Raw genomic sequence first — 24,851 nt, forward strand, 5'->3', positions numbered from 1 at the left:
TTGCGAGGCGTATCTAAACGGAAGCGCGAAATCGGAGCGCAATACCAGGACGCAAGTTTCACTTAAAACTTGAAATAGGTAACTTTCAAGTGCCCAAGGTCACACATTATCAATGTGAATAGGCGACTTTTAAGGGTTGTGCTTAAAAGAACATGAAATTTAGCGAAATCATTCTTTAAGCAAGCCCTACAGCGCTCTAGCATCGGTTGTCAGCGCACCGTCATATTCGTGATGGCGCTCCTCTGGAGAGAGATGATGACCGGCCACCCTGTCTCGAAGCGCAGCTTCCATCCACCATCGCGCGCACGCCATGCCCGCATCAGCGTGCTCGCGCTTGCGTTGAGCGGCGCCGTCGGCGTGCTGACTTCCGGCACTGCCGCTGCACAGAGCACCACCGCCGGCATCTACGGGAGCGCGCCCGCTGCTGCTGGTGCAACCATCACTGCACAAAGCGATACTGGTTTTGCCCGGACAGCGACCGTCGACGCGAACGGGCGATACGCCATCGGCAATCTTCCCGTCGGTACCTACACGGTCACCTTGCAACGCGACGGACAGGCCGTCGAGACACGCAAGAACATTGCCCTGCGCGTCGGCGCGGGCACCGATGTGTCATTCGGCGGCGGTGCCGCCGGCGACACCGCCACCCTGGGCACGATCACCGTGACCGGCAAGAACATCTCGCCGGTGGATGTGTCCGCCACCGCCTCGCGAACGGTGATTACCGCCGAACAGCTGCAGCGTTTGCCGCTGGCGCGCTCGGGTGAGGCGATTGCGCTTTTGTCACCAGGAGCCGTGCAAGGCAGCGGCTATTTCGGCAATGCCATTTCCTTCGGCGGTGCGGGCGTCACCGAAAATGCCTATTACCTCAACGGCTACCTCAGCTCCAATCCGCTCTCCAACATCGGCGGCGTCACCTTGCCGTTCGGCGCGATCGACCAGCAGGAAACCTATACCGGCGGTTACAGCGCGCGTTACGGCCGCTCCGCAGGCGGCGTCCTCAGCCAGCTCGGCAAGCGCGGCACCAACGAATGGCATTTCGGCGCGCAAGTGCTGTGGCGTCCGAAGTCGCTGTCCAGCGACAACAAAAATGTCTTCTTCCCGAATGCGGCCCCACCTGCCGGCTATGAATACAGCGACGACAGCCTGCCCGGCACTCTTTACCGTAGCCGAAAGGACGACACTTTTTGGAATACGGTCTATAGCGTTTATGGCGGCGGCCCGCTGATCGAAGACCGCCTGTTCGTCTTTGTCGCCGCAGAGCAGGAACGCACCGAAGGCGTTTCCACCGCACGCAGGGACGACCCGGTGATCGGCCGCAACAACTACCGCACCGATGAGCCGAAGGTCTACGCAAAGATCGACTGGAACATCAACGACAGCAACATCCTCGAACTGACCGGCGTCAAGAATAATTCGCGCGATGGCGGTGTTTACAGCGATTTCAACGGATACCAGGGCCTCAACGGCGACGCCAACGGCGCATTCGCCGATACGGTCAAGGTCAACGACCGCTATTACATCGGCAAGTACACCAGCTACATCACCGACGATCTCACCTTGAGCGCCACCTACGGCAAGAGCCGTCAGACCGATTTCCGCAACAACCCCAGCACCGCACCGCTGCTGACCAACACCAATCTGCAGGACCCGGCCATCACCGGTGGCAGCGAGATCCGCAACAACCAGACCTCCAGCCAGGCGCGCGATGGCGAAAACAAGACGCGCGGTCTGCGTATCGACCTGGAATATGTGTTGGGCAGCCACACCCTCACTGCAGGTGTGGACAATATGTATTTCAATGCCAGCAACGAAGGTGTCATCACCACCGGCCCGGGCTTCCGCTGGATCTATGGACGCTCTTCGCGCCCCGCCTCGCCCATCAGCGCTGCGCTGGGCGTGGGTCCGGCCGGTGGCAATGGCTACTACGCCTATCGCTCCGTGTTCAATACCGCGACCAGTATGTCCGTCGAGCAAAAAGCATACTTCCTCGAAGACAAATGGCAGGTCAACGACAAGCTGCTGCTGACGCTGGGTATCCGCAACGACAAGTTCACCAACTTCAACGACGCGGGTGTGCCCTACGTGACCAGTGGCGATCAGTGGGCGCCGCGCTTGGGGCTGAGTTGGGACGTGTTCGGCGACTCCTCGCTCAAGGTCTACGGCAACGCCGGTCGCTACTACCTGGCATTGCCTAACAGCGTGGCCATCCGTGGCGCATCGCCGTCCACGTTTACGCGCGAGTACTTCACCTACACCGGCATCGATGCGCAGGGCAGCCCGACCGGGCTGACGCCGGTCGCGGTCGATCCATCCGCCGGATTCTCCTGTTCGGGCAATGTCGTCTCCTCCAATCTGGAATGCGGCCAAGCACCGGATGCCGCCGGTATCGCCGCCACCGACCTGAAGTCGATGTACCAGGACGAGTTCATGCTCGGCTTCGACAAGACGCTTGGCGAGAACTGGGTGACTGGTGCCAAGGCGACCTATCGCTCGCTCGGCGCCACCATCGACGACGTCTGCGATGCGGATCGGATGCGCACCAAGTTGACCGCGATCGGCGTGGATCCCAGCACCGTCAACGTGCCCGGCTGCATCATCTTCAATCCCGGCGAAACCAATTCCTTCAGCCTGGCCAACCTGGATGGCTCCGGCCGCACGTCGGTATCGATGTCGCCGTCGGACTGGGGCTTCGACAAGAAGGCCAAGCGCACCTATCTGGCGGTGGACCTGTTCCTGCAACATCCGTTCGACGGCAAGTGGGAAGGCCGCATCGATTACACCTGGTCGCGCAATTTCGGCAATACCGAAGGGCAGATCAAATCCGATATCGGCCAGACCGATGTCTCCAAGACCCAGGACTGGGATGCCGCTGCGCTGATGTGGTACTCGGGCGGCTACCTGGCCAATGATCGCCGCCATCAGATCAAGATTTACGGTTCCTACCAGATCGCGCCCGAATGGCTGATTGCGGGCAACATCCGCGTGCTGTCCGGTACGCCGAAATCCTGTCTTGGCTACGTGAGCATCAACGGCATCAGCGAGGATTCCGATGCCGGCGATCCGGTGGGTTATGGCTCCGCGTACCACACCTGCAACGGCCAACCCTCGCGCCCGGGCGACGCAGGTCGCCTGCCCTGGACAAAGATCGTCGACCTGGGCCTGACCTATCGCCCCGCGTTCGCCGACAACAAGCTCTCCATGACGCTGCAGGCCTTCAACATCTTCAACGAGCGTAAACCGCTGCAGGTCGATTCCACCTGGGAAGACAGCGCGTTCACGCTATCCAACACCTACGGTATGGGCGCGTTCTTCACCCAGCCACGCTACGCGATGTTCTCGGTGGCGTACGACTACTGACGCACTCTCCCGTCAGCGTCGTTTCCCCAGCCTGGCAACGGGCTGGGCTTTTCTACCGCAACGCCCAGCTTCGGCTGGGCGTTTGCATGCGCGAACGCTGATCCGCGTTGGCACCGCAAAGAAACTCAGCTAGCTATCGACATCGCCGTCGCGGCGATATCGATCCGCCATCGTCGGCGATATAGAAAACCCGTCGCAGCTACGCGTCGTACTTGTGCAGCCGCGCGCGCTGCGGTAAACCTACGCTACCGGATGGTGTAGTGCGTCCGGGCCGCGCAGGTCCTTTCCGCAGTTCCGTTTTGGAGGTGGATGATGGTTCGCACGCAATCGCAAGTTTCTTCCCGTCCCCTTGGCATCGACACCTCGCGCGTCCTGGCGATGAGCACCGCCGTGGCGCTGCATCTGCTGGCCGGTGGCTTGTTGCTGATCCCGCTGTCGCATCGGGCGGTTCCGCAAGCGCCACCCGAGCCGCGTTGGGTCATGCCGATCACGATACCGACCGCCCCACCACCGCCGCTGGTAATCCCGGTCACTGTGAATTTCACACCGAAGACGCATACACCACCCAAGACCGTGCCAGTCCCGGTGCAGGTGCCGACTCCTCTCATCGACCAGACATCCGTGGTCGACACCACGTCAGTTACCCTCCCGGCAACCGGCACCGCGATGGACAGCGCGCCCACGATCGCTGCACCGAGCGGGCCGATCGAGGCAGGGCAGTTGCAGTATCTGAGTTCGCCCGCACCGAGTTACCCGGTGGCTGCATTGCGTGCGGGGCAGCAAGGCACAGTGCTGCTGCGCGTGCTGGTGGGTACCGATGGACGCCCGGCCGAAGTGAGCGTGCAAACCAGCAGCGGTCATCGCGCGCTCGATCTGGCCGCGCGTAGCCAGGTGCTGCGCAGCTGGCGCTTCCAGCCGGCGATGCAAAACGGCCAGGCCGTGCAGGCCTACGGATTGGTGCCGGTGAGTTTTTCGTTGAATTGAAGCTTCGTTGAATTGAAGCGTGGACCGACGCGGCGGCCTGCAACTGCGGCCGCCGCACCACTGCGAACCTCTACGCATCCGCTGGCGGCAACTATCCCGCTACCAACGCACGCGCGCCAGGCAGCAAGCGTAGCGGCCACGCCGCAGTGTCCTTCGCCTGCCGCATGAGCACTAGGAGCGCCAGTGACGACCCGCCGCATCAATGGGCTGGGGGCGGCCAACAGAAGGAAGCGAGCGAGCGGCACGACGGATCCCGCCGACGCGATCAAAACCGGCAACAACGCGCGACACACCTCGGCCATCGCTTCGGTTCGCATTCGTCCGGAAGCTGAGCAGGCGTCGCGCAGTCGCGCTATCCAGCAAGCCGTTGCGTGCTGACGCAGATCCCGACCAACGCGCTGAATCGAGTGATTGGCCAGCATCGCCGCAGTGCGATGCAACTGCTCGGCGACACTCAAATGTACCGGTATGTGCGGCAGCGTGAGCGGGCCGATCTCGGGGGTTTGGATGATCAGCCGCTCCGATGACGCCAGCTGCACCGCGCGCGGCATCACGTCACGACGCCATTACGCCCGGTGATACGGATGATTGGCCAGCATCGCCGCAGCGCGGTACAGCTGCTCGGCCACGACCAGGCGCACCAGCATGTGCGGCAAGGTGAGCGGGCCGATCGACCAGCTTTCGTTGGCGTTTTTCAGCACCTCGGCCGCGTGGCCTTCCGGGCCGCCGATCAGGAAGGCCAGGTCGCGGCCCTGTCCACGCCAGTGTTCCATGCGCTGGGCAAGTTGCTCTGAACTCAGCGGGCGACCGGGCACATCCAGCGCCACGACATGCGCGTTCTTGGGCAGCGCGGCGATGACGCGACGGCCTTCATCGTCGATGGCGCGTTGCCCATCGCGTCCCTTGCCACGCAGGCCGGGTTCGATCTCGACCAGCTCCAGCGGCATCCAGTGCGACAGACGTTTTTGATATTCGGCAAAACCTTGCGCCACCCAGGCCGGTGCGCGCTCGCCGGTGGCGATGAGTCGGCATTTCATTCGCACATGATATCCGCGTCACAGCCTGGGCAGTCCGTGGCGATTTGTCGTTGCGTGTCATGGCGTGGTTACAGCCGGCAATTAGTGTCGCCCGACCACCCAGCCACGCAGGAGTCGTTCGATGCCGATTTTCGATCCCGCCCGCCGCCAGGTTCTCAAGGGCAGCGCCGCCGTCATGGCCGCCGGTGCCCTTGGCAGCTTGGGCGCACTGCAATCGCGTCAGGCCCAGGCCGCCACGTCCCCGTCGGTGCGGCTCGCCCCGGTCCCCAGCCGTTACGGCCCGCTCGCCCCGGTCGCCGACCAGAGCACCGGCCTGCCGCTACTGCAGCTGCCGCGCGGTTTCAGCTACCGCTCGTTCGGCTGGAGCGGCGACCGCATGGACGATGGCCAGCCCTGCCCCGACCGCCACGACGGTATGGCCGTGGTCGGTCTGCGTCGACCCGACTGGCGTCCGGGCAGCGACCCGCTGCGCGGCCTGGAATACGTGTTGATCCGTAACCATGAGCGCGGCGCCGGCAGCCCGTTCCGCGCACCGGCCATGTACGACACCGGCATCGTCAGCGGCACCCAACAGGCCGGCGGCGGCACCACCACGCTGAGCTACGGCCGCCGTGGCTGGGGCAGCCTGGAGCCGAGCTTGGGCGGCACCCTGGTCAACTGCGCCGGCGGGCCGACCCCTTGGGGCACCTGGCTGAGCTGCGAAGAGATCAAGACCAACGCGGTCTCCAGCACCGGCCGCAAGCACGGCTATGTATTCGAAGTGGACCCGGACAGCCATCGCACAACCGGCCGTCCGTTGGTGGGGCTGGGCCGTTTCAGCCATGAGGCAGTGGCGATCGACCCGCGCACCGGCACCGTCTATCTCACCGAAGACGACCGCAACAAGGCCGGCCTGTATCGCTTCATTCCCAACGACCGCCGCGGCCGCAATGGCTCGCTGGAAAACGGCGGCCGGCTGCAGGCCGCGCGCGTGCGCGGACGTCGCAATGCCGACCTCACCGTGGCCAGCATCGGCCAGCAGTTCCAGCTGGAGTGGGTGGATATCAGCGAGCCCGATCTGGACAGCATCGCGGCACCGGCCGGCTTTGCCGACATCGGCGCCAACGACACCTTGAGCGGGCCGTTTGCACAAGCCTGGGCCGACGGCGCGCTACGCATGAGCCGCGGCGAAGGCATCTGGTACAGCTACGGCAAGATGTTCATCGTCGACACCAGCACCGGTGTGGATGCGCAGGGCCGGCGCGGTTACGGCAATGGCGCGGTGTGGGTGCTGGACCTGTTCACCCAGCGCCTGAGCGCGCTGTTCGTCAGCGGCAATCAGCTGGCGGCGCATAACCCGGACAACGTCACCGTCAGTGCGCGCGGCGGCGTGGTGCTGTGCGAAGACGGCGGCGAAAGCCCGGACGAATACGGCCCCGGCGCGCGCTTGCTGGGCCTGACCCGCAACGGCGAATCGTTCTATCTGGCCAAGAACAACGTGCAGCTCACCTCGCAGCAGATCGCCGATGCCGGCAAGACCATTGCTGAAGGCGATTACCGCGACACCGAGTTCTGCGGCGCCTGTTGGGACCCGTTGGCACGCACTTTGTTCGTCAACATCCAGACACCGGGGATTACCTTGGCCATCACCGGGCCATGGGAACGCGGGCCGTTGTAAGCCTGTTCTCTGCACGACGCGACACCTGCCGGAGGGCGTATCACCGCTCATCCGGCAGGTTTCAAGCGTGCCGAAAGACCCGCAGGCCAACAGCGAAAACGTAGCGCATGCAGGCGCACAGTCGATGCGCCACCTCCGAATGTCGCGCGTGGCGGCAGGCTGGTCGCACGGTCAGCGCCGTAGGTCGCTGCAGCTAAGAGCGGCTAACAACACGTAGCGAGCAGTCGTCAGGCGGCCGTGGACGGCGCGCCCAGAACAGGCATGTACGCGTGGCACATGCCGCACCAAGCACCGGCCGCGCCCGCCTGGCGGTGAGCACAGTCGCTGTGCTGGCCACTCTAAAGCCTCGCTACCGGCGCCCGGCTGGCATCACCGGCTGTTGGGAACCGCGCATGGGCAGACGCATTCGGTCGCGCAGCGCAGCCACTCGCGTCGTTGCCGCGCGTGGTCAGAACCAGGGCGCTTCGGGCACGCTCGACATGACGCGCTGCATCTTCAACCAGCGCTTGAACAATTGCGGATCGCCCAGTTCTCGCAGGCCCTGGCGTGCCTCCATCAACTCGTCTTCGACCTCACGCTTGAGTTGCGCCATCAATCTGCCCAGCCGCTCCGGCTTCGGACGCGACGGCAGGTCCAATCCATACTCGGCGCAGAAGTCGCCCGCTTGCTGCTGCACCTGCTGCTGCAGGTCCTTGCACTGGCGGTCCAGTTCGCGGTTGTACTCCTGCAACCGCGTCGGGTTCATCGCGTCCACGCCTTGCGCGTCCATCAAGCCGATCTCGGCCTGCAGTTCGAGCAAACCCAGCAGATCGCCGGCCTTGTAGGCGGCATTGAGCCGCTGCATCAGGATGGTGCGCGAGGCATGGTCATCGTCGTTCTTGGCGCGGTCCGGATGCAGATTGCCGGCCAGCTTGCGATACAGCTCGCGCAACGGCGGGGGTTCGGCAGTGGCGGCAGTGGCCTTCCGCTCGGCGCGTTTGCGGCGCTGCGTCTGGCGTTGCTGCTGCTGGGCGTGCTCTTGCTCCAGGCGCTCGCTCACACGCTCGAAGAGTTCTTCTGGCGAGTCGATCGCATCCAGTTCGTCGGCATCCAGTCCGTAGGCCTGGCCGAGAATCTGCTTCATCAGCGCATCGGATTCGGAGACTTCCTGGTCATAGCCGACGACACTGTGGCGATCGTAGATCTGCCGCAGCGCTTCGTGGCCGGCTTCGATCAGCGGACCGGCGATGTTGCACAGCAGATCCGACAAAAATTCGCGATCGGCCTTTCCCAACTTGTAGGAAGCGTGCGCGCGATCGAGTTCCTCGACCAGGGCGATATCGGCATCGCGGCGACGGTCGAGCAAGGGCTGCAGCTCGCCGTGATAGCGCTCGCGCCATTGCGCAAGCGCCACTTGCCAGGCCTGCAATTGGGCGCGATGCAGTTCCAGGTCGCGCAGCAGCCGGTCAAAGCGTTTGCGGGCCGGCGACGCTGCTACACCGGACACCTGCGCAGCGCCACTGTGCAACCGCTGCAGCGCGTGCGAAGCAGCGGTATCCGGGGTGGCTTGCAGTTTTCTCGCCATGCCGGGGCCAGTTACTCCTCGGAATCGGCAACCACATCGTCCGGACGCTGGTCGCCCACGGTCCACAAACGCTCCAGCGCGTAGAACTCGCGGACGCGCGGCAGCATCACGTGCACCACGACATCGCCCAGGTCGACCAGCACCCACTCGGCTTCGCGCTCGCCTTCCACACCCAACGGCATCACGTCCAGGCGCTTGGCGAACTTGACCACTTCTTCGGCGATCGATTTGACATGGCGGGTCGAGGTGCCCGAGGCAACCACCATGTAATCGCAGACGCTGGACTTGCCGCGCACGTCGATCTCGACCACGTCCTTGGCTTTCAGCTCCTCCACGGCCTCGCGCACGGTGGCCAGCAGGGCCGGCACGGACGGCGGCGGATTCGGGATGGAGGTCTTGATGACTTGGGCTTGACTGGTCAAAGCGGGCAACTCGATGGAATTAGCGTGAATTATAGGCCGGTCCGGGCGGATGCGTGTTCAGCTAGCCGCGCGGGGGCAGCCGTACAGACCTTCCCGGGCGATAAAGCCGGCCACCGCAGCCGGCACCAGCGCCTGCCAGGGCCCGCCGGCAGCGATCTGCGCGCGCACCGCGCTGGCCGATTCGCCGCGCAACGGGTGGTGCAATTGCCACAACCGGCCGGCCGGCGCGGCGAGCAGTGCCTCGGTGCTGGCGGCCCAGCGCCCCTGCACCGCAGCGGCCAGGTGCGGCGCATCGCTCAGGTCCAGGGATGTGCCGGGCCGCGCGGCAATGACGAAGTGCGCCAGCTCAAACAGCGCCTCCCACTGGTGCCAGCGGTGCAGTCCAACGAAGGCGTCGGCACCCAACAACCAGGCGATGGGCGTGGTGGGCCCGAGTGCCTCGCGCAGCTCGCGCAAGGTCTCCACGGTGTAGGACGGCGCCAGCTGTTGGCTGGCACGCTGCAGCTCGCGGCTGTCCAGCTGCAGCCCGGGCTGGCCGGCAAGCGCCAGTTCCAGCATCTGCGCACGCTGCGCGGCCGTGGCACCGGGTGCGGCGCGATGCGGCGGATCGGCGGCCGGCACCAGGTGCACGAGCGCACCGAGTTCGTCGCGTGCCGCGCAGGCGATGGCCAGATGACCCAGGTGGATCGGGTCGAAGGTGCCGCCGTAGTAGAGGTGGAGCCGGGAATCGGGAATTGGGAATCGGGAATCGGAAGGGCCAGGAGCCGGTACGGCCGACTGGGGGCCGGGAACTGACGCGCTGATCGCAGTGCTGGCCGGAGCGACAAGCTGCGTGTCCTGGCTCGGCGGTGCAGTGGTTCGGGTTTCGGATCCCGTGTCCCGGATCGCGGACGCGCGGTTTCCAGGCCCGGCCTGCCCCGCTGTCACGCCAGCAATCTCACCGCGCGCGCTTCGGCCACCGCAACCAGGAGGCGTTCCAGGCCGACCCAGGCATCGCCGTCGGCGCGGCCCTTGGCCATGCGGTCGACCAGGCCGGCCTCGGCGACGAAGCGCTCCCAGCGGCGCGCCTCGGGGTGACGCTGCAGCGCGCGCTTGAACGGGGCCTGGCGAGATTCCCAGATGCCCTGCGATTTCATTTCCGCGGCCAGGTTGCCGCCGTTGGCCTGCACCTTTGCCAGTGCAGCGGTGCGCAGCAATTCCTTGATCAGGATCGGCATCAGCGCGGCGACGGCTTCGCCTTCGGCACGTAGCCCGGCGAGCATGCGGATCACCGCGGCGGGCTGGCCGGAGAAGGTGGTTTCGGCCAGGCGGAACACGTCGTAACGCGCGGCATCGGCTACCAGCGACTCCATCGCCTCCAGATCCAGCGTCTTGCCATCGGCCAGCAAGGCCAGCTTGTCGATCTCCTGCGCGGCGGCGAGCAGGTTGCCTTCCACCCGCTCGGCCAGGCGCTGCACCGCGGCTGCGTCGGCGCGCAGGCCCTGGGCGCGCAGGCGGCGCTCGATCCAGTCGGACAATTCATGCGGCTTGATCGCCCAGGCCACGGCAATGGTGCCGATGCGGCCGATCGCCTCGGCCCACTTGCCCTGGTGCGCCTTGCTCCAGTCGTTGGCGGTGATCAGCAGCACCACGTCCGGCGGCGGGTTGGCACAGAAGCGAGTGATGACCTCGGCGCCGTCCTTGCCCGGCTTGCCGCTGGGCAGGCGCACTTCCACCAGCCGGCGCGGGCTGAACAGGCTGGGCGCGTTGAAGCTGGCGTCGAGCTGGTTCCAGTCGAACTCGCGGCCGTCGGCATCGAACACCTCGCGCTCGCCGATGCCTTCGGCGCGCGCACGTGCACGCACCGCATCGGCTGCTTCAAGCACGCGCAAGGTTTCCGGACCGGCGATCAGATAGGCCGGCTGCAACGGCTGATTGGACTGGCCGGCCAGCTGCTCTGGGCGAAGTTCCATGCCTACAACCGCGCGCCAGGTCGCAGTCTGGCCGACACGCCGTCACGCGCCGCCGGCAGGCGACCGCCGACGGGACGCTGGTCACGGCCAGCACGCGCCGCGCCTGTCAGTTCCGGACAGCCGCTGCGCCCGCCTGACAGACACGCGGGAGATGCGATCGCCACGCTCAGTTGTTCGACGACGGCTGCGGCGCTGGCGGTAGCGAGGCCGGCACGCTGGATTCGGGCGTCGATGGCTGCACCGGCGGAGTGGTGGCCTGCGGCAGCGGCGCGGTCGGCGTGCTTTCAAGGCTCTCGCCACGCTGCACGCGGGCGCGCACCACGCTGTCGATACGGCGCAGGATCGAGGCCGCCATATCTTTACGCAACTCGTCGGCCAGGATCTCGCGCTCGGTGGCGGTACCGGTGGCGTCCACCGGCGGCGACACGTAGTCGCGCGACAGCTCGATCACCTGCTGCGGCACCAGCACCGCACCGTTGGCGGTGGTGACGGTAAAGATGGCGGCGTAGCGCAGGCTGTATTCCTGTGCACGGCCCTGGCTGTCGATGGCGATCGGCAAATCGCCCCAGCGCTCGGACAACACCTGCACCTGCGCAAAGCCGGTCTTGGCGTCTTCATCCGCCAGCGTGGCGCCGGCAGCCTTGAGGCCACGCCGCAGCAATTTGGCCAGTTCGCTGTACTGCACTGCGGACTGCACCTTCACGGCCGGGGTATCGGGCGGCAACGCAAGCGAATTGCGCAGGTGGAAGCCGCAGGCGGTGAGGCTGGAGACCAGCACGAGGGACGCAGCGAAAGCAGTAGGAAATCGAATCATGGGCACAGTCTGGATGAGCGCCCCGGCGGCGGCAACAGGCGGCTAGCCTGACGCAGCCCGCGTGAACGGGGCTTGATAGGGCGCCGCGGAACAACGCGGCGCCCAGGAATGACAAACGCGTCGCCACGCGCCGGTGAAACGAATGACCAGAAGCCACCCCAACAATCTCACCTGCACGTCGCCGAGCGCGACTGAAATGACGTACCAGGAACCATCGCGGCAACTTCACCCATGCGTCGCGACGCACCAGCGCAGTTAATCGCAGACAACCACTGCAGCGCGCGGACTTGCGCAGCACCACGCGCCAGTGCAACACATTGCCGTCACCGCAGCAGCAACCTTGCACCGCGTCGCCACGCCGCTCCGGGAAACTACCCGGATCGGCAATGGCAACCGGACCGATCAGCCGCCATCACCCCGCCACGATGTTCACGATCTTGCCCGGCACGATGATGATCTTGCGGATCGTCAGCCCATCCAGGAATTTCGCGGCATTGGGCTCGGCCTGGGCCAGCGCTTCGATGTGTTCGCGCGCGGCGTCCGCCGTCACCTCGATGGTGCCGCGCAGCTTGCCGTTGATCTGCACCGCCAGCGTCAATGCGTCACGCACCAAGGCGCTGGCATCGACCTGCGGAAACGCCACGTCTTCCAGCAACGTTTCGCCACGGCCCAGCACCTGCCACAACGCGTGGCTGGCATGCGGGGTGATCGGGTTGAGCAGCAGCACCATCGCTTCCAGTGCTTCCTGCCGCACCGCCCTGCCCTGGTCGCTGGCGTCGTCGAACTTGGCCAGCGCGTTGGACAACTCCATCACCGCGGCAATGGCGGTGTTGAAGCTGTGGCGGCGGCCATAGTCGTCGCTGACCTTGCCGATGGTTTCGTGGGTCTTGCGGCGGATCGCCTTTTGCTCGGCACTCAGGCTGGCGGCGTCCAGCGCAACGGCCGCGCCCTCGCCCACATGCTTGTGCACCTGCACCCACAACCGGCGCATGAAACGCGCCATGCCGTCGACACCGGCTTCGTTCCACTCCAGCGATTGCTCCGGCGGTGCGGCAAACATCGAGAACAACCGCACGGTGTCGGCGCCGTACTTGGCCACCATCGACTGCGGGTCCACGCCGTTGTTCTTGGACTTGGACATCTTTTCGGTGCCGCCGATATGCACCGGCTGGCCGTCGGCGACCAGCACCGCGCCGGTGACGCGGCCGCGCTCATCGCGCTGGACCTCGACATCGGCCGGGTTGATCCAGTCCTTGCCGCCGTTGTCGGCGTCACGATAGAACGTGTCGGCAATAACCATGCCCTGGGTGAGCAGGTTGGTCACCGGCTCGTCGCTGTCCACCAGCCGCGCGTCGCGCATGAGCTTGTGATAGAAGCGGAAGTACATCAGGTGCAGGATCGCGTGCTCGATGCCGCCCACGTACAGATCGGCCGGCATCCAGTAATTGGCGCGGCGGTCGACCATGTCGCGTGCGTTGGGGCTGGTGTAGCGCGCTACGTACCAGCTCGATTCCATGAAGGTATCGAAGGTGTCGGTCTCGCGCTCTGCCGGGCCACCACAGTCTGGGCAGGTGGTCTGGCGCCAGGTCGGATCGGTCTTGATCGGCGAACCGGTGCCGGCAAATTCCACGTTTTCCGGCAGCACCACCGGCAACTGGTCTTCCGGCACCGGCACCGCACCGCACTTGGCGCAGTAGATCACCGGAATCGGGCAGCCCCAGTAACGCTGACGGCTGACGCCCCAATCGCGCAGACGGTAGTTGATGCGGCGCTGGCCCTGGCCCTTGCGCTCGAAGCGCTCGGCCAAGGCTTCGAAGGCGCCGCCGAAATCCAGGCCATCGAACTCGGCCGAATTGATCAGCTCCAGCTCGCGGCTTTTTTCGGTGTACCAGTCACGCCACTGGGTGGCGTCCCAGGTCTGTTCGTCTTCATTGCGCGGCTCGCGCAGCTTGACCACCTGCACGATCGGCAGGGCGTACTTGTTGGCGAACTCGAAATCGCGCTGGTCGTGGCCGGGCACCGCCATCACCGCGCCGGTGCCGTAGCCCATCAGCACGAAGTTGGCCACCCATACCGGCACCTGCTCGCCGCTGATCGGATGCACTGCGCTCAGGCCGGTGGCCATGCCGCGTTTTTCCTGGGTTTCCAGCTCGGCTTCCGAGACACCGCCATGCTTGAGCGTTTCCAGCAGCGCGGCCAGTTCCGGATTGGATTTGGCCGCATGCAGCGCCAGCGGGTGCTCGGCGGCGATCGACACGAAGGTCACGCCCATCAGCGTGTCCGGGCGGGTGGTGAACACGCGCAACGGGTCCAGCGGCGCGCCATCGATGTCGCGCACGTCGAACTGGATTTCCAGCCCTTCCGAGCGGCCGATCCAGTTGCGCTGCATGGTCTTGACCGAGTCCGGCCAGCCGTCCAGTTGGTCCAGGCCGTCGAGCAGTTCCTGTGCGTAATCGGTGATGCGCAGGAACCACTGCGGAATTTCACGTTTTTCGACCAGGGCACCGGAGCGCCAGCCGCGGCCGTCGATCACCTGCTCGTTGGCCAGCACGGTCTGATCGATCGGGTCCCAGTTCACCACCGCGTTGCGGCGGTAAGCCAGGCCCTTGCGCATCAGCCGGGTGAACATGCGCTGCTCGTGCACGTAATAGTCCGGCGTGCAGGTGGCGAACTCGCGCGACCAATCGATCGCATAGCCCAGCGATTTGAGCTGGCCGCGCATGTGCTCGATGTTGGCGTAGGTCCACTTGGCCGGCGCGGTCTTGTTTTTGATCGCGGCGTTTTCGGCCGGCAACCCGAACGCATCCCAGCCCATCGGCTGCATCACGTTGTGGCCGGTCATGCGCTTGTAGCGGCTGACCACATCGGAGATGGTGTAGTTGCGCACATGGCCCATATGCAGCGCACCGGACGGGTACGGCAGCATCGACAGGCAATAGAACTTGGGTTTATCCGAGTTCTCGTCGACCTGGAAGGCGCGGGTGGCGTCCCAGAACTGCTGGGCGGAGGATTCGACCTGCTGCGGGTCGTAGGCGTTGGGTTCGACGGTGGACATTGGGAGCGGATGCTCGGGCGGTGCAAAGCGGGACAGGGTACCGCAGTGCAGCAGGTGCTCCAAACCGCTCGCTCAGATCGCAGGCTTTGCCGGCCAGATCCAGGCGGCCACAGCCAGCCAGCCGACCCAGGCCAGAAACGCCAGGCGTTGTGCGATGGCCTGCCGCAGCAGGCCGGGCGGGCCAAATGCCAGCACCGCCACCAGCAGCCCGGCCGCCAGGCTGAGCCAGGCCAGCGCGCGGGTCTCGGTAGCATTGAGCAGCGCTGCGGCAATCAACAACATGCCCGGCACAAACGCCACCGCCCACAGCAACCAGGCCGTGGCATGCGCCTGACTGGCGCGGCCGTCCAGATCGGTGGGATCCAGCGGCAGCATGCCCATGCCGACAAAGGCCAGCCCGGCCAGCACGATGAGCTGCCCGCCCACACGCAGGCTCCAGCCGGCCTTGGGCGGCATGCGCGCCAGCAAGCTGACGCCGGTGATCATGCCCAGCGCACCGACCAGCACGAACGCCAGCAAATTGAAGCCCAGCGCATGCGGCACACCCTGCGCGCCCAGCAACGCGACCGGGTGGCTGGCCTGCAGATAGCCCGGCAGCGTGGCCCCGAACCCGGCCAGCGCCAGCACGAACACGGTTGCCGCGATCAGGCCCAGGTAGCGCTGCGCGCTGTCGGTACTTCCCATTGTGGTGCTCCGCTGCGGGGCGCGTTGGCGCCACCAGGACGCGGCATTGTCGTGCCGGGCGCGCACGGCGTGAACCCCCTTCGGCGTCCCGGACTGGCCTTGTGTCGGCCGGGTTTGCCACCATTACCACCCATTGTTGCCGTCACCTCATACAGGAAGCCCATGTCCGACAAGCCGCATGTATTCGATGCCACCACCGACACCTTCGAGACCGAGGTCCTGCAGAAATCGTTGACGACACCGGTACTGGTGGATTTCTGGGCCACCTGGTGCGGGCCGTGCAAGTCGCTGACGCCGATCCTGGAAAAGCTGGCAGGCGAGTACAACGGCGCATTCGAGCTGGGCAAGGTCGATGTGGACAAAGAACAACAGATCGCCGCGGCGTTCCAGATCCGCTCGGTGCCGACGGTGTTCCTGGTCAAAGGTGGCGAGATCGTCGACGGCTTCCCCGGTGCGATGCCGGAAGGCCAGGTGCGCGAATTCCTGACCCAGCACGGCGTGCTGCCGGCCGAGCCGCAGATCGCCGAAGAGGTGCTGCCCGAGGCGCCGCTGGCCCCCCAGGCACAGGCCGCCGCGTTGCGCGAGGCGATCGCCGCCGAGCCGGACAAGGACGAGCTCAAGCTGGATCTGGCGCTGGCGCTGCTCAAGACCGGCGACACCGCCGAGGCCGAGCAGTTGATCGACGCCCTGCCCGCCAACCTGGCCACCGACGACCGCGCGGTGCGTGCCAAGGCCCGCCTGAGTTTTGCCAATGTGCTCAAGGACGCCCCGGACGCCAGCGTGCTGCAGGCCACCGTGGACACCAACGGCGCCGACCTGCGCGCGCGTCACCTGCTCGGCGTGCGCCATCTGCTCGACGGCAACGACGAAGCGGCGCTGGAACAGTTCCTGGAAATGCTGCGGCAGGATCGCGCCTTCGACGAGAACCTGCCGCGCCGCAGCCTGATCGATGCGTTCCGCGTGATCGAAGACGAAGACCTGGTCGGCCGCTACCGCCGCAAGATGTCGGCGCTGGTGTTCTGACAGCGACGGGCACTGTGGCGTGAGCCGCGGCTTCGCACGCCTGAGAGCAGTTGCATGCGCTGAGATCGGTTGCATGCAGCGTGTCGATTGCACGCATTGCACGCGGCGTGTCGGTCACAGGGTCCGGCACGCCGCGGTGCGGTGCGAGGCCTGCATCCTGCCGCTACCAAGCCGCGCAGACCGGCCTATCCAAACAGGTCCCCCGCCCACAGTTCCGACATCCTGAAAACCGACCCGACGAAGACGGCCAACCCCATGAACGCGTAGGAGCGGACCTGGCCGCGATGATGCATTCCCAGTCGCGATGAAGCGTCATGCGATAACGGTGACGCACCGTCGCGGCCAGGTCCGCTCCTACGAGAGAATGCGGGTGGTCGAGCCTTCTGCGCGAGGCGGCGCGACTTGCGCGGCCGGAGATGACGCGACGCCTGGACAGACTCACATCACGGGCACAGCCGCTTCCCTGGACGGTCATCGCCAACCATACGCATGCGAATGTTATGCTGCGAGCCCGACCCGCCATGGAACCCGGCCCGCATGCGCGCTTCACTGTTCAAGCTCGGCATCAACCTGTGGCCGCCGTATCTGTTTTCAGGCATCCACGTCACCGTGTTGTCGGCCGACTATCGCTTCGCGCGTGTGGAACTGCGGCAGCGCCCATGGAATCGCAATTACGTCGGCACCCATTTCGGCGGCAGCCTGTTCGCGATGACCGATCCGTTCTGGATGCTGCTGGTGATGCAGAACCTGGGACGCGACTACTACGTGTGGGACAAGGCCGGCAGCATCGAATTCGTCAAACCCGGGCGCGGCACGGTGAGCGCGGACTTTGTGATCGACAACGCCATGCTCGCCGAACTGCGCGACGCCACCGCCAGCGGAGAGAAGCATCTGCGCTGGTTCGAAAACACGATACACAACCGCGATGGCGAGGTCGTTGCGCACGTGCGCAAGCAACTCTACGTCAAGCGCAAACCGGCACGGTAACTGCAGCACTGTCGCTCTGCTGCAAAGCAGGAGAGCGATAAATCCATGCGCCAATCGGACATGACGCGCCCGCTCGATGCGGACACGTCATGTCTGCGCCAGGTGCGCAGCAGGGCACGCAATCATCATTGCCACGACGCTGGTGTAGCGCGTCGGCGCCGTGGCGCGCGCATCACCGCTTTGCGTCCTTGCGCGCATTGGTCAAGAATCAACCACCTTTCCTTCGCTGGTTGCCTTCATGCTGCTGCGCACTGTTGTTTCTGCCTGCCTGCTCGCGCTGGTATTGCCCGCTGCCGCGCATGCGGCCTACCGCAGCCCGCAACAGATCCTGGACAGCTCGCCGGCCAACGCCTGGCGCGTGCTCGATCCCGATCGCACGCTGTACCTGGAACTGGATACCGGCCGGGTGATCATCGAGCTGGCGCCGCAATTTGCGCCCGAGCACGTGGGCAACATCCGCACGCTCGCCCACGAGCGCTTCTGGGATGGGCTCAGCATCTATCGCTCGCAGGATAATTTCGTGGTGCAGTTCGGCGACCCCGATGGCGAGACGCCGGACAAGGCCAAATCATTGGGCTCGGCCAAGACCCATCTGCCTGCCGAGTTCGAACGCGCCGCGCAAGGCCTGGATTTTCAGCGCCTGCCCGATAGCGATGGCTGGGCGCCACAGGTCGGCTTTGTCGAAGGCTTCCCGGCAGGCCGCGACAGCGCCACCGGCAAAGCCTGGCTGGCGCATTGCTACGGCACGCTGGGCGCGGGGCGCAACAATGACGAAGACAGCAGCATCGGCGCCGAATTGTATGTGGTCACCGGGCAGTCGCCACGGCAGTTGGACCGCAACATCACCGTGGTCGGCCGCGTGGTCAAGGGCATGGAGTTGCTGAGCGTGATTTCCCGTGGGCCGGACCCGATGGGCTTCTACGAAGACACCACGCAACGCTCTGCGATCCGCGCGATACGCCTTGCCAGCGAAGTGCCGGTGCCGGAGCGCACGCCGTTGCAACTGTTGCGCACCGATAGCCAGAGCTTCCGCGATGTGGCCGAAGCACGCCGCAATCGCAAGGACGACTTCTACAAGCGTCCGGCCGGACATATCGATCTGTGCAACGTGCCGCTGCCGGTGCGGACACCGCCGGCGGGCTGAGTCGGGAATCGGGAATCGCAAAAGCGGGGCGCGCGTGCTTAGCGCGCGCGCTGGCTGAAAGCGACGCTGCCCAGAATCAGCACCGCGGCCAGCAACATGGTCCAGGTCAGCGGTTCGCCCAGCAGCGACCACGCCAGCAGCGCGCCGAATACCGGCACCAGATAGGTCACGGTGGATGCCCGCGCCGGACCGATGCGCTGGATCAACCGGTAATACATCAAGAATGCCAAGCCGGTGCAGACCACGCCCAACGCGGTCGCGCAGGCCCAGGCCACTGCCGGCACCGGCATGGTCGGCCACTGCAGCCAGGCCAACGGTGCCAGCAGCAATGCACTGCACCCCAGCGTGGACGCCGCCGATGCAGCCGGTGGCAGGTCGCCCATGTGGCGCTTCACCAGGTTGTAGCCGATGCCGTACAGCAACGAAGCGGTGGCGCCGGCCAATGCAGCCGGGCCCACGCTCAACCCGGCTGACTTGCCGGTCGCCAGCACCAGCACGCCGATGAATCCCACCAGCAAGGCCAGCGCGCGCCGCGTACCGATGCGTTCGCCAAAGAACAAGAACGCGATCAAGGCAGTGAACAACACCGTCATCGCATTGCAGATCGCACCGACGGCGGCCGGCGCATGTTGCGCGCCCCAGGCAAACAACAGAAACGGCAACGCGGAGTTCAACACGCCGATCGCCGCCAGCATCGGCCAACGGTGCAAGGGGAACCGATCGCGCGCCAACCACAGAAACGGCAGCAGGACCGCAGCGCCCAGCGCCAGGCGAATTTCCACCAACGCCACCGTGCCGAACTTGGGCGCTGCCACACGCATGAACAGGAACGAGCACCCCCACACGATGCCGAGAAAACCCAGCTCGAGCGGGGTCCGCCATTCGCGTGTTGTCACGACCGGCTGCGTCGACGAGTGCGCGCTCATGGCTGTGCTCCCGCGGCATGCCGTGCGGCGCTGAAACGGCAGAGGACAAGCTCGGGCGGACAGCTGGACATGGCACGATCATCGCGACGGGATGACGCAGCATCGGCTGCTGCCGCAGGCCCGACAAGCGCGTAGTATCGCGGTCAGCCACAAATCTGACTCATGTCTCGATGAATCTGCGCCCGACCCTGCTGCCCGCATTGGGCGTGTTCGCCGCCGCCGCGCGCCATCAAAATTTCGCGCATGCGGCCGAAGAACTGCATCTCACCGCCAGCGCGGTCAGCCACCATGTGCGCAAGCTCGAAGCGCTGCTCGGGGTCACCTTGTTCCAGCGGCTGCCGCGCGGGGTCAAGCTCACCGCCGAAGGCCGTCAGCTGGCCGATGCCGCCACCGCCGCACTGGCCGAGATCGCCGCGGTGGCCGGCAACCTGCATCCGCGCGAAGACGCCATCCCGCTGCGGGTGACCACGCTGCGCTCGCTGTCGTATTGCTGGCTATTACCGCGCCTGCCGCGCTTTTGCCGCGCCCATCCGCATGTCCGCCTGGACCTGCAATCGGACCCGGCGTTCTCGCGTTTCGAAGAAGGCGGCCCGGAACTGGGCATCCGTTATGGGCAAGGCGCATGGCCGGGGCTGACCTCGCACCATTTGATGGACGATGAGCTGTTTCCGGTGGCCTCGCCCTCGTTGCCGGAAGTGGCGGCACTGCGCACACCGGCGCAGATTGCCCAGTTGCCGCTGCTGAGCGATATGTCGCCGCAAGGCTGGCGCGACTGGTTTCGCGCCGCCCAGGTGCGCGGCACCACGCTGCCGCCGATGCATACCTTCAACGACAGCACCGATGCGATGCGCGCAGCGGTGTACGGCCTGGGCGCGGTGCTGGCACGCAAGCACATCGCCCAACCCTATCTGCAACGCTATGAACTGGTGCGGCTGCCAGGCCCCACCCTCAAGGCCCGCTACGCGTACTACATCGTGCACCCCAGCCACCGCGAGCCCAGCCCGGCGGCGGCGTTGTTCATCGACTGGCTCAAACGCGAGGCGCTGGACGAACGCACCCCGATGCCCGCGTTGCCGGCAGAACTGATGGCACTGCCGGCGGCGTGAGAGTGGCCGTTTGAACCGCTGCAGTCTCGCCGGCCAGGCGTCGCGTCATTGGATCACCTGAGCGTGACGTTCTCGAAGCGCGCGCGGTTGTTCCCGGACTGAGGTGGTGTGCCAGTCGTGCAGGCCATGGGCGGCAAAGGCACTCATCGCCAATCGGCCGCACCCTGCGCCACAGCGTCGGTAGATCCCGCGCGCTCCCGGCGTAAGCCGCCGCGAAATCCTCCATCGCAGCAATGCTTGCGGCATTCGCCAGATGCACCCGGCCGTGGCCCGGGAGCACCACCCAAAAAAAACGCTTGACATCGGCCGCCATAAAATCAATTAATTAGCTAATTCGTTAATTACTTAACCCCTTATGTCCATCGACCGCGTCTTCGAAGCCCTCGCCTCCCAACCCCGCCGCAAGATGCTGGCGTGCCTGGCAGACCAGGAACTCACCGCCGGGCAGATCGGGCAGTTGTTCGAAATGAGCGCGCCGGCGATCTCGCGGCATCTTTCGGTGCTGGAAACCGCCGGGCTGGTGTCCAGCGAGCGTCGCGGCCAGTTCGTGATCTACCGGCTCACCCCGGACAACCTGGTCAACACCCTCAGCAGCTTTGCCTTCGAGGTCTGCCCGGCCTCGGCACCGATCAAACGCAAAGCGCGTGCCCTGACCAAGAAGACCTCCTGACCCACCTCCGGCCGCAAAGGACTCATGCCGATGTTCAGCACACCCCAGCACCGCCCTGCCGACGCACACGCAGGTTTTCCGTCCGTCCGTCTGGAGTCCTACAGCGGCGGCCTGCCGGTGGAGGTCACGCTGATCGCACAGCTGGGCGTGGGCGCGGGCAACCCGCTGATCGACCAGGCCTGCCGCCGCCAGCGCGCGCATCCCAGCTTTCACGATGCGCTGGACGAGCCATCGGCACGCCTGGCGGCCACCGATTTTGCGCACGGCGAATCGACCGCGCTGTTCTCGTTTGCAGTGGGCGCCAATGGCCACCCGTTCCATCGCCATGCAGGGCATCGCATGTTCACCGCTATCACCGGCAGCAGTGGCGCGCAACTGCGCTTTTGCACCGCCTCGATGGAGCAGATTGAACAGGACCCGCAGCACTTTCTGGCGGCGCTGCGGCATATCGATCTGCCGGCCGATTGCCTGTTTACCGTGCGCTTTGGCGGCGGCACCTGGCATCAGTTCGCACCGCTGAAAGCGCAGGCCGCACACCCGGCGTTTTTCGCACTGTCCTGCCACAGCGATGAGGCCGGCGGCGAGTTGAGCGATGCGGTACGCGCACGGGTGCTTGCCGGTACCGCCGATATCGCAACGCTCACCGAAACGCTGCCCGAGTCAGTGATTGCGCTGCTGGCCTCGGCGCAGGCGCGTGCGCTGCAGATTCCCACCGTGGGCCTGTCGCTGGCCGCATCGCCGGGCAGCAGCCGGTTTGCCTGGTGCGGCCGGCTGCGCTCCTTCAGCGGCAGGCTGCGCCAGGCGTTGAGCCGGCTGCGGCGGCCGGTGGGGTTTGTTGCGCTGGCACCGCAGCGGGCACAGGTCAGCGTGCATGCCGAGCCCAAGCCCGGCTCGCTGCTGACCCGTCATCTGCAACGCTTCGATCATCAGGACAGCGTGCGTCTGCGCCTGCAGCCGCATCAGTTACGTCAGCACGGTGCGCACACCTTGATGGCGTTGCTGCTGGAAGGATTCACCGAGCGCGCGCCGCCGGGTGTGACCTGGCTGATGCGGCTGCGCAATGCGCTGGTGGCGCCATTGCAGTTGCGGACCTCGCCGCTGGGCTGCCCGGTGTCGTCATTGCTGTCGGCGCAGCGCGACTGTCTGTTCGCGGGCCGGTTCCCGGTGCTTGCGCAAGACACCGCGCCACTGGGCCGACGCGTACAGGTTTTGCTGGGCGCCGACGACCGCCACCTGGTCTTCCGCAGCAGCGTGGGCGTGGAGGTACTGGAGGATGGCAGCGTGGAGCTGAGCCTGGAGACGCGGGTGGCCTGCCGTAATACGTTTGGCCGCGTCTACATGGCCTTGGTGGACGGCGTGCACCATCGCTACATCGCGCCGGCACTGCTGCGCACTGCCGCGCAGGCGCTGCTGGTGCCGGTGCTGGATACCGCCCCGGTACAGGCGACAGCCAAGCGCGCGTGAGCAGCCGGCGCACGCAGCCATCACCCGATCTTGCCTGACCGCTGCCTAGGCTTTGGGTCCCCAATCCAAGGAAGCTTTCCCATGCCGACTCTTCGCATGCGTATCACCGGCACCGACGACGACGCACGTGCCATCGCCAACCTGCTGCAGAGCATCGAAGGTATCGAGCACGTCGAAGAAGTGGACGACCTGATGCCGCATCTGGACGACGACGATTCCAGCTCGGCCGGCCTGTCCGACGACGAAGGTCCGGGCAGCCACGAATTCGAAGTAGAAGCCGGCAACGAAGCCACCGCGCAGAAGGTGCGCGACGCGGTGCAGGAACTGGCCTTGCAGCTGGACGTGTTTGTCGAATACGAAGTCGACGAAGGCTGAGCCTGCGTTGGGCGCGACTGCAGCATCGGTGGATGTCTGCGGTCGGCCTGCCTTTTCCGACGAAGCCTACGGCCCGCTGGCGCCTTGTTTCAGCGAGCGGTGCTCGCACCGGAGGCCTACAGCACGCTGGAAGCGACACTGGCCGAACAGCCCTGTTACACGCGGCCATGCCGATGCGCATACCACAGTGCATGCGCTGTGCATCTGTGCCCTGCACTACTGACCCAGCGCGGCTTTCCACATCGTACGACGGCGCCAACCACGCGCGGCTGGTGCGGCAGTGCCGCCCAGCCTCGCGCAGGTCGTCAGGACATCCGGCGACGCCGCGCGCGCCAGCGCCACGCCTGCAACAGCAGCCAGCCGACGATCGCCGCCACCAGTGCCACTGGCAGCAATGCCGCAACCGCACGGATCACGAACGCCACGCTGGACGAAAACACCTGTCCGAACTCGGCAGCTGCCTGCGCAATCTCACTTCTGCCCTGCTCCCCGCCGGTACTGCGGAAGTTGAGCGTCAGTAACTGGGTGCGGATACGGCGTTGCTGCTGCGCCGCTTCTTGCTGGGTTTGCTGCGCTTCGGCCTCGATCTCGGCCAGGCGCTTGGACAACGCAAGCAGATCGCTCACCGCCAGATCGCGACGTTGCTGCAATTCCAGCAGACGCGCGTGTTCTTTCTGCAGCCGCGCCTGTGCCAGACCGGTATCGGCAATCTGCTGGGCCAGATCCTCGGCGTGCGTGCTGCGTGCCGCTACATCGCCGTGCTGGCCGGCCAGTTGCACCAGTGGCTCGATGCCCTCGGGCACCGTGCGCACGCGAACGCTGCCGCTGGGCTCGCGCCCACCATCCTGTTCCACCGCCAACAGCGCGCAGGTGCCGAACTGTGCGCTCTGGCAGGCAGCACGGACCGCCGCGATGCGCTCGCCGATCTGATCGGCCGGCAACTCGATCCGCACATCGTGTTCGTAAGCCAGTGCATTGCCCTGCGCAGCTGGCGGCGCCGGCGCTGGCGCACCGCCGTCTGCGGCCATCTCTCCCTGAGGCCGCGCACATCCGCACAGGGCCCAGCAGACCAGCAGCGCGATGCCGGGCCAGCGCACGCCGCGCCTCATCGGCTGGCTCCATCGACCTGTTCCACGCGCAAGGTGGTCAGATCCAGCGCGGGCAGGCAGCGCACGTTGACCGCAACGCTGGCTTCGCCGGTCTTGGGGTTGGCCCCCTCGCTGAAGGGCGCAATGCCGCACTGCGGGCAATGATGATGCTCGATATGGTGGTGATTGAAGCGGTAGGTGCCAACCGCCTCCGCGGCCGCCTGCAGGCGCAGTTGGGTGCGTGTGCCGAACCAGAGCAGACCACCGCGGCGACGGCAAAGCGAGCAATTGCAGTCGTAGACCTCGGTGATCGGCGCATCGGTCTCCAGTTCGAACGCGATGCTTCCGCAATGACAGCTACCGGCATACAGCATGGGTATTCCTCCTTGGAAAGCGCCACCTGACTGTGGCGTACAACGGGCAAACGGTGGGACGCGACAGCGGGCATGGCAGCGGCGAGGGTTCGCCCGCTACCGGCCGAACCGGACAACGGCTGCGGCCGCCTTTGTGGGCGGCGCACCGATTCGATCGCCACTCTA

At 65.7% G+C, this 24,851-nt stretch carries 22 protein-coding genes and 1 other RNA gene; 10 read left to right on the forward strand and 13 right to left on the reverse strand.

Going from position 1 to position 24,851, the window contains the following annotated elements:
* The first annotated feature begins 255 nt into the window (after positions 1-255).
* Positions 256-3,360: a TonB-dependent receptor domain-containing protein gene (locus tag ACZZ0O_RS20020; RefSeq protein ID WP_463591656.1), complete on the forward strand. Its 3,105-nt coding sequence runs from the start codon at positions 256-258 to the stop codon at positions 3,358-3,360.
* 309 nt (positions 3,361-3,669) lie between these two features.
* Positions 3,670-4,344, forward strand: a complete 675-nt coding sequence (locus ACZZ0O_RS20025) for an energy transducer TonB (protein ID WP_323537383.1) — start codon at positions 3,670-3,672, stop codon at positions 4,342-4,344.
* On the opposite strand, the gene ACZZ0O_RS20030 is transcribed toward ACZZ0O_RS20025, so the two are convergent.
* Positions 4,308-4,895, reverse strand: a complete 588-nt coding sequence (locus tag ACZZ0O_RS20030; RefSeq protein WP_463602947.1) for a hypothetical protein — start codon at positions 4,893-4,895, stop codon at positions 4,308-4,310. The two genes, ACZZ0O_RS20025 and ACZZ0O_RS20030, sit on opposite strands and share 37 nt — an antisense overlap.
* Positions 4,896-4,910: 15 nt before the next feature.
* A complete protein-coding gene (rlmH, locus tag ACZZ0O_RS20035) occupies positions 4,911-5,381 on the reverse strand; it encodes a 23S rRNA (pseudouridine(1915)-N(3))-methyltransferase RlmH (protein WP_323537384.1) in 471 nt (156 codons plus the stop codon).
* Positions 5,382-5,502: 121 nt separating this feature from the next.
* On the opposite strand from rlmH, the gene ACZZ0O_RS20040 reads away from it, so the two are divergent.
* Positions 5,503-7,038, forward strand: coding sequence for an alkaline phosphatase PhoX (locus ACZZ0O_RS20040; protein WP_055849936.1), 1,536 nt, complete (start codon positions 5,503-5,505; stop codon positions 7,036-7,038).
* 201 nt (positions 7,039-7,239) lie between these two features.
* On the opposite strand, the gene ACZZ0O_RS20045 is transcribed toward ACZZ0O_RS20040, so the two are convergent.
* From ACZZ0O_RS20045 to ACZZ0O_RS20080, 8 genes are all read right to left on the reverse strand, one after another.
* A non-coding RNA gene (locus tag ACZZ0O_RS20045) (sX9 sRNA) lies at positions 7,240-7,316 on the reverse strand.
* A gap of 170 nt (positions 7,317-7,486) precedes the next feature.
* On the reverse strand, positions 7,487-8,602 hold the full coding sequence (locus ACZZ0O_RS20050; RefSeq protein ID WP_463591659.1) for a J domain-containing protein: 1,116 nt from the start codon (positions 8,600-8,602) through the stop codon (positions 7,487-7,489).
* Positions 8,603-8,613: 11 nt separating this feature from the next.
* Positions 8,614-9,024 (reverse strand): ribosome silencing factor, encoded by a 411-nt coding sequence (gene rsfS / locus ACZZ0O_RS20055; protein ID WP_055849932.1) that lies wholly within the window; start codon positions 9,022-9,024, stop codon positions 8,614-8,616.
* A gap of 57 nt (positions 9,025-9,081) precedes the next feature.
* Positions 9,082-9,909: a nicotinate-nucleotide adenylyltransferase gene (gene nadD, locus ACZZ0O_RS20060; RefSeq protein ID WP_463592497.1), complete on the reverse strand. Its 828-nt coding sequence runs from the start codon at positions 9,907-9,909 to the stop codon at positions 9,082-9,084.
* Between the two features lie 38 nt (positions 9,910-9,947).
* On the reverse strand, positions 9,948-10,976 hold the full coding sequence (gene holA, locus ACZZ0O_RS20065) for a DNA polymerase III subunit delta (protein WP_055849929.1): 1,029 nt from the start codon (positions 10,974-10,976) through the stop codon (positions 9,948-9,950).
* A 166-nt stretch (positions 10,977-11,142) separates the two neighbouring features.
* Complete coding sequence (locus ACZZ0O_RS20070) at positions 11,143-11,790, reverse strand: LPS-assembly lipoprotein LptE (RefSeq protein WP_463591660.1); 648 nt, start codon at positions 11,788-11,790, stop codon at positions 11,143-11,145.
* A gap of 412 nt (positions 11,791-12,202) precedes the next feature.
* Positions 12,203-14,845: a leucine--tRNA ligase gene (gene leuS, locus ACZZ0O_RS20075; RefSeq protein ID WP_463591661.1), complete on the reverse strand. Its 2,643-nt coding sequence runs from the start codon at positions 14,843-14,845 to the stop codon at positions 12,203-12,205.
* Positions 14,846-14,917: 72 nt separating this feature from the next.
* Entirely contained in the window at positions 14,918-15,529 is a 612-nt protein-coding gene (locus tag ACZZ0O_RS20080) for a DUF998 domain-containing protein (RefSeq protein ID WP_463591662.1), read from the reverse strand.
* A 162-nt stretch (positions 15,530-15,691) separates the two neighbouring features.
* Between ACZZ0O_RS20080 and trxA the strand changes: the two genes are divergently transcribed.
* From trxA to ACZZ0O_RS20095, 3 genes are all read left to right on the forward strand, one after another.
* On the forward strand, positions 15,692-16,552 hold the full coding sequence (trxA, locus tag ACZZ0O_RS20085; protein WP_463591663.1) for a thioredoxin: 861 nt from the start codon (positions 15,692-15,694) through the stop codon (positions 16,550-16,552).
* A 537-nt stretch (positions 16,553-17,089) separates the two neighbouring features.
* Entirely contained in the window at positions 17,090-17,539 is a 450-nt protein-coding gene (locus ACZZ0O_RS20090; protein ID WP_115528456.1) for a DUF4442 domain-containing protein, read from the forward strand.
* 238 nt (positions 17,540-17,777) lie between these two features.
* Positions 17,778-18,683 (forward strand): peptidylprolyl isomerase, encoded by a 906-nt coding sequence (locus tag ACZZ0O_RS20095; RefSeq protein WP_463591664.1) that lies wholly within the window; start codon positions 17,778-17,780, stop codon positions 18,681-18,683.
* Between the two features lie 38 nt (positions 18,684-18,721).
* Here the strand turns inward: ACZZ0O_RS20095 and ACZZ0O_RS20100 are convergent, their stop codons facing one another.
* Positions 18,722-19,609, reverse strand: coding sequence for a DMT family transporter (locus ACZZ0O_RS20100; protein WP_463591665.1), 888 nt, complete (start codon positions 19,607-19,609; stop codon positions 18,722-18,724).
* Between the two features lie 170 nt (positions 19,610-19,779).
* Between ACZZ0O_RS20100 and ACZZ0O_RS20105 the strand changes: the two genes are divergently transcribed.
* The 4 genes from ACZZ0O_RS20105 to ACZZ0O_RS20120 all read left to right on the forward strand — a co-directional run bounded on the left by ACZZ0O_RS20105 (position 19,780) and on the right by ACZZ0O_RS20120 (position 23,224).
* Complete coding sequence (locus ACZZ0O_RS20105; RefSeq protein ID WP_323537391.1) at positions 19,780-20,715, forward strand: LysR substrate-binding domain-containing protein; 936 nt, start codon at positions 19,780-19,782, stop codon at positions 20,713-20,715.
* Between the two features lie 355 nt (positions 20,716-21,070).
* Positions 21,071-21,385, forward strand: coding sequence for a metalloregulator ArsR/SmtB family transcription factor (locus tag ACZZ0O_RS20110; RefSeq protein WP_055849910.1), 315 nt, complete (start codon positions 21,071-21,073; stop codon positions 21,383-21,385).
* Positions 21,386-21,415: 30 nt separating this feature from the next.
* Entirely contained in the window at positions 21,416-22,849 is a 1,434-nt protein-coding gene (locus ACZZ0O_RS20115) for a DUF2867 domain-containing protein (protein WP_463591666.1), read from the forward strand.
* Positions 22,850-22,930: 81 nt separating this feature from the next.
* Complete coding sequence (locus ACZZ0O_RS20120) at positions 22,931-23,224, forward strand: hypothetical protein (RefSeq protein ID WP_023903350.1); 294 nt, start codon at positions 22,931-22,933, stop codon at positions 23,222-23,224.
* A 305-nt stretch (positions 23,225-23,529) separates the two neighbouring features.
* Here the strand turns inward: ACZZ0O_RS20120 and ACZZ0O_RS20125 are convergent, their stop codons facing one another.
* The gene (locus ACZZ0O_RS20125) at positions 23,530-24,333 is read right to left on the reverse strand and encodes a DUF4349 domain-containing protein (protein WP_463591667.1); all 804 of its coding nucleotides are present in this window, start codon (positions 24,331-24,333) and stop codon (positions 23,530-23,532) included.
* Positions 24,330-24,686 carry a GFA family protein gene (locus ACZZ0O_RS20130; RefSeq protein WP_463591668.1) on the reverse strand — a complete coding sequence of 119 codons (357 nt, stop codon included), beginning with the start codon at positions 24,684-24,686 and terminating at the stop codon, positions 24,330-24,332. Before ACZZ0O_RS20130 ends, ACZZ0O_RS20125 begins: the two co-directional genes overlap by 4 nt.
* Positions 24,687-24,851 lie beyond the last annotated feature (165 nt).

It is taken from the genome of Xanthomonas sp. AC360 (assembly GCF_979258225.1).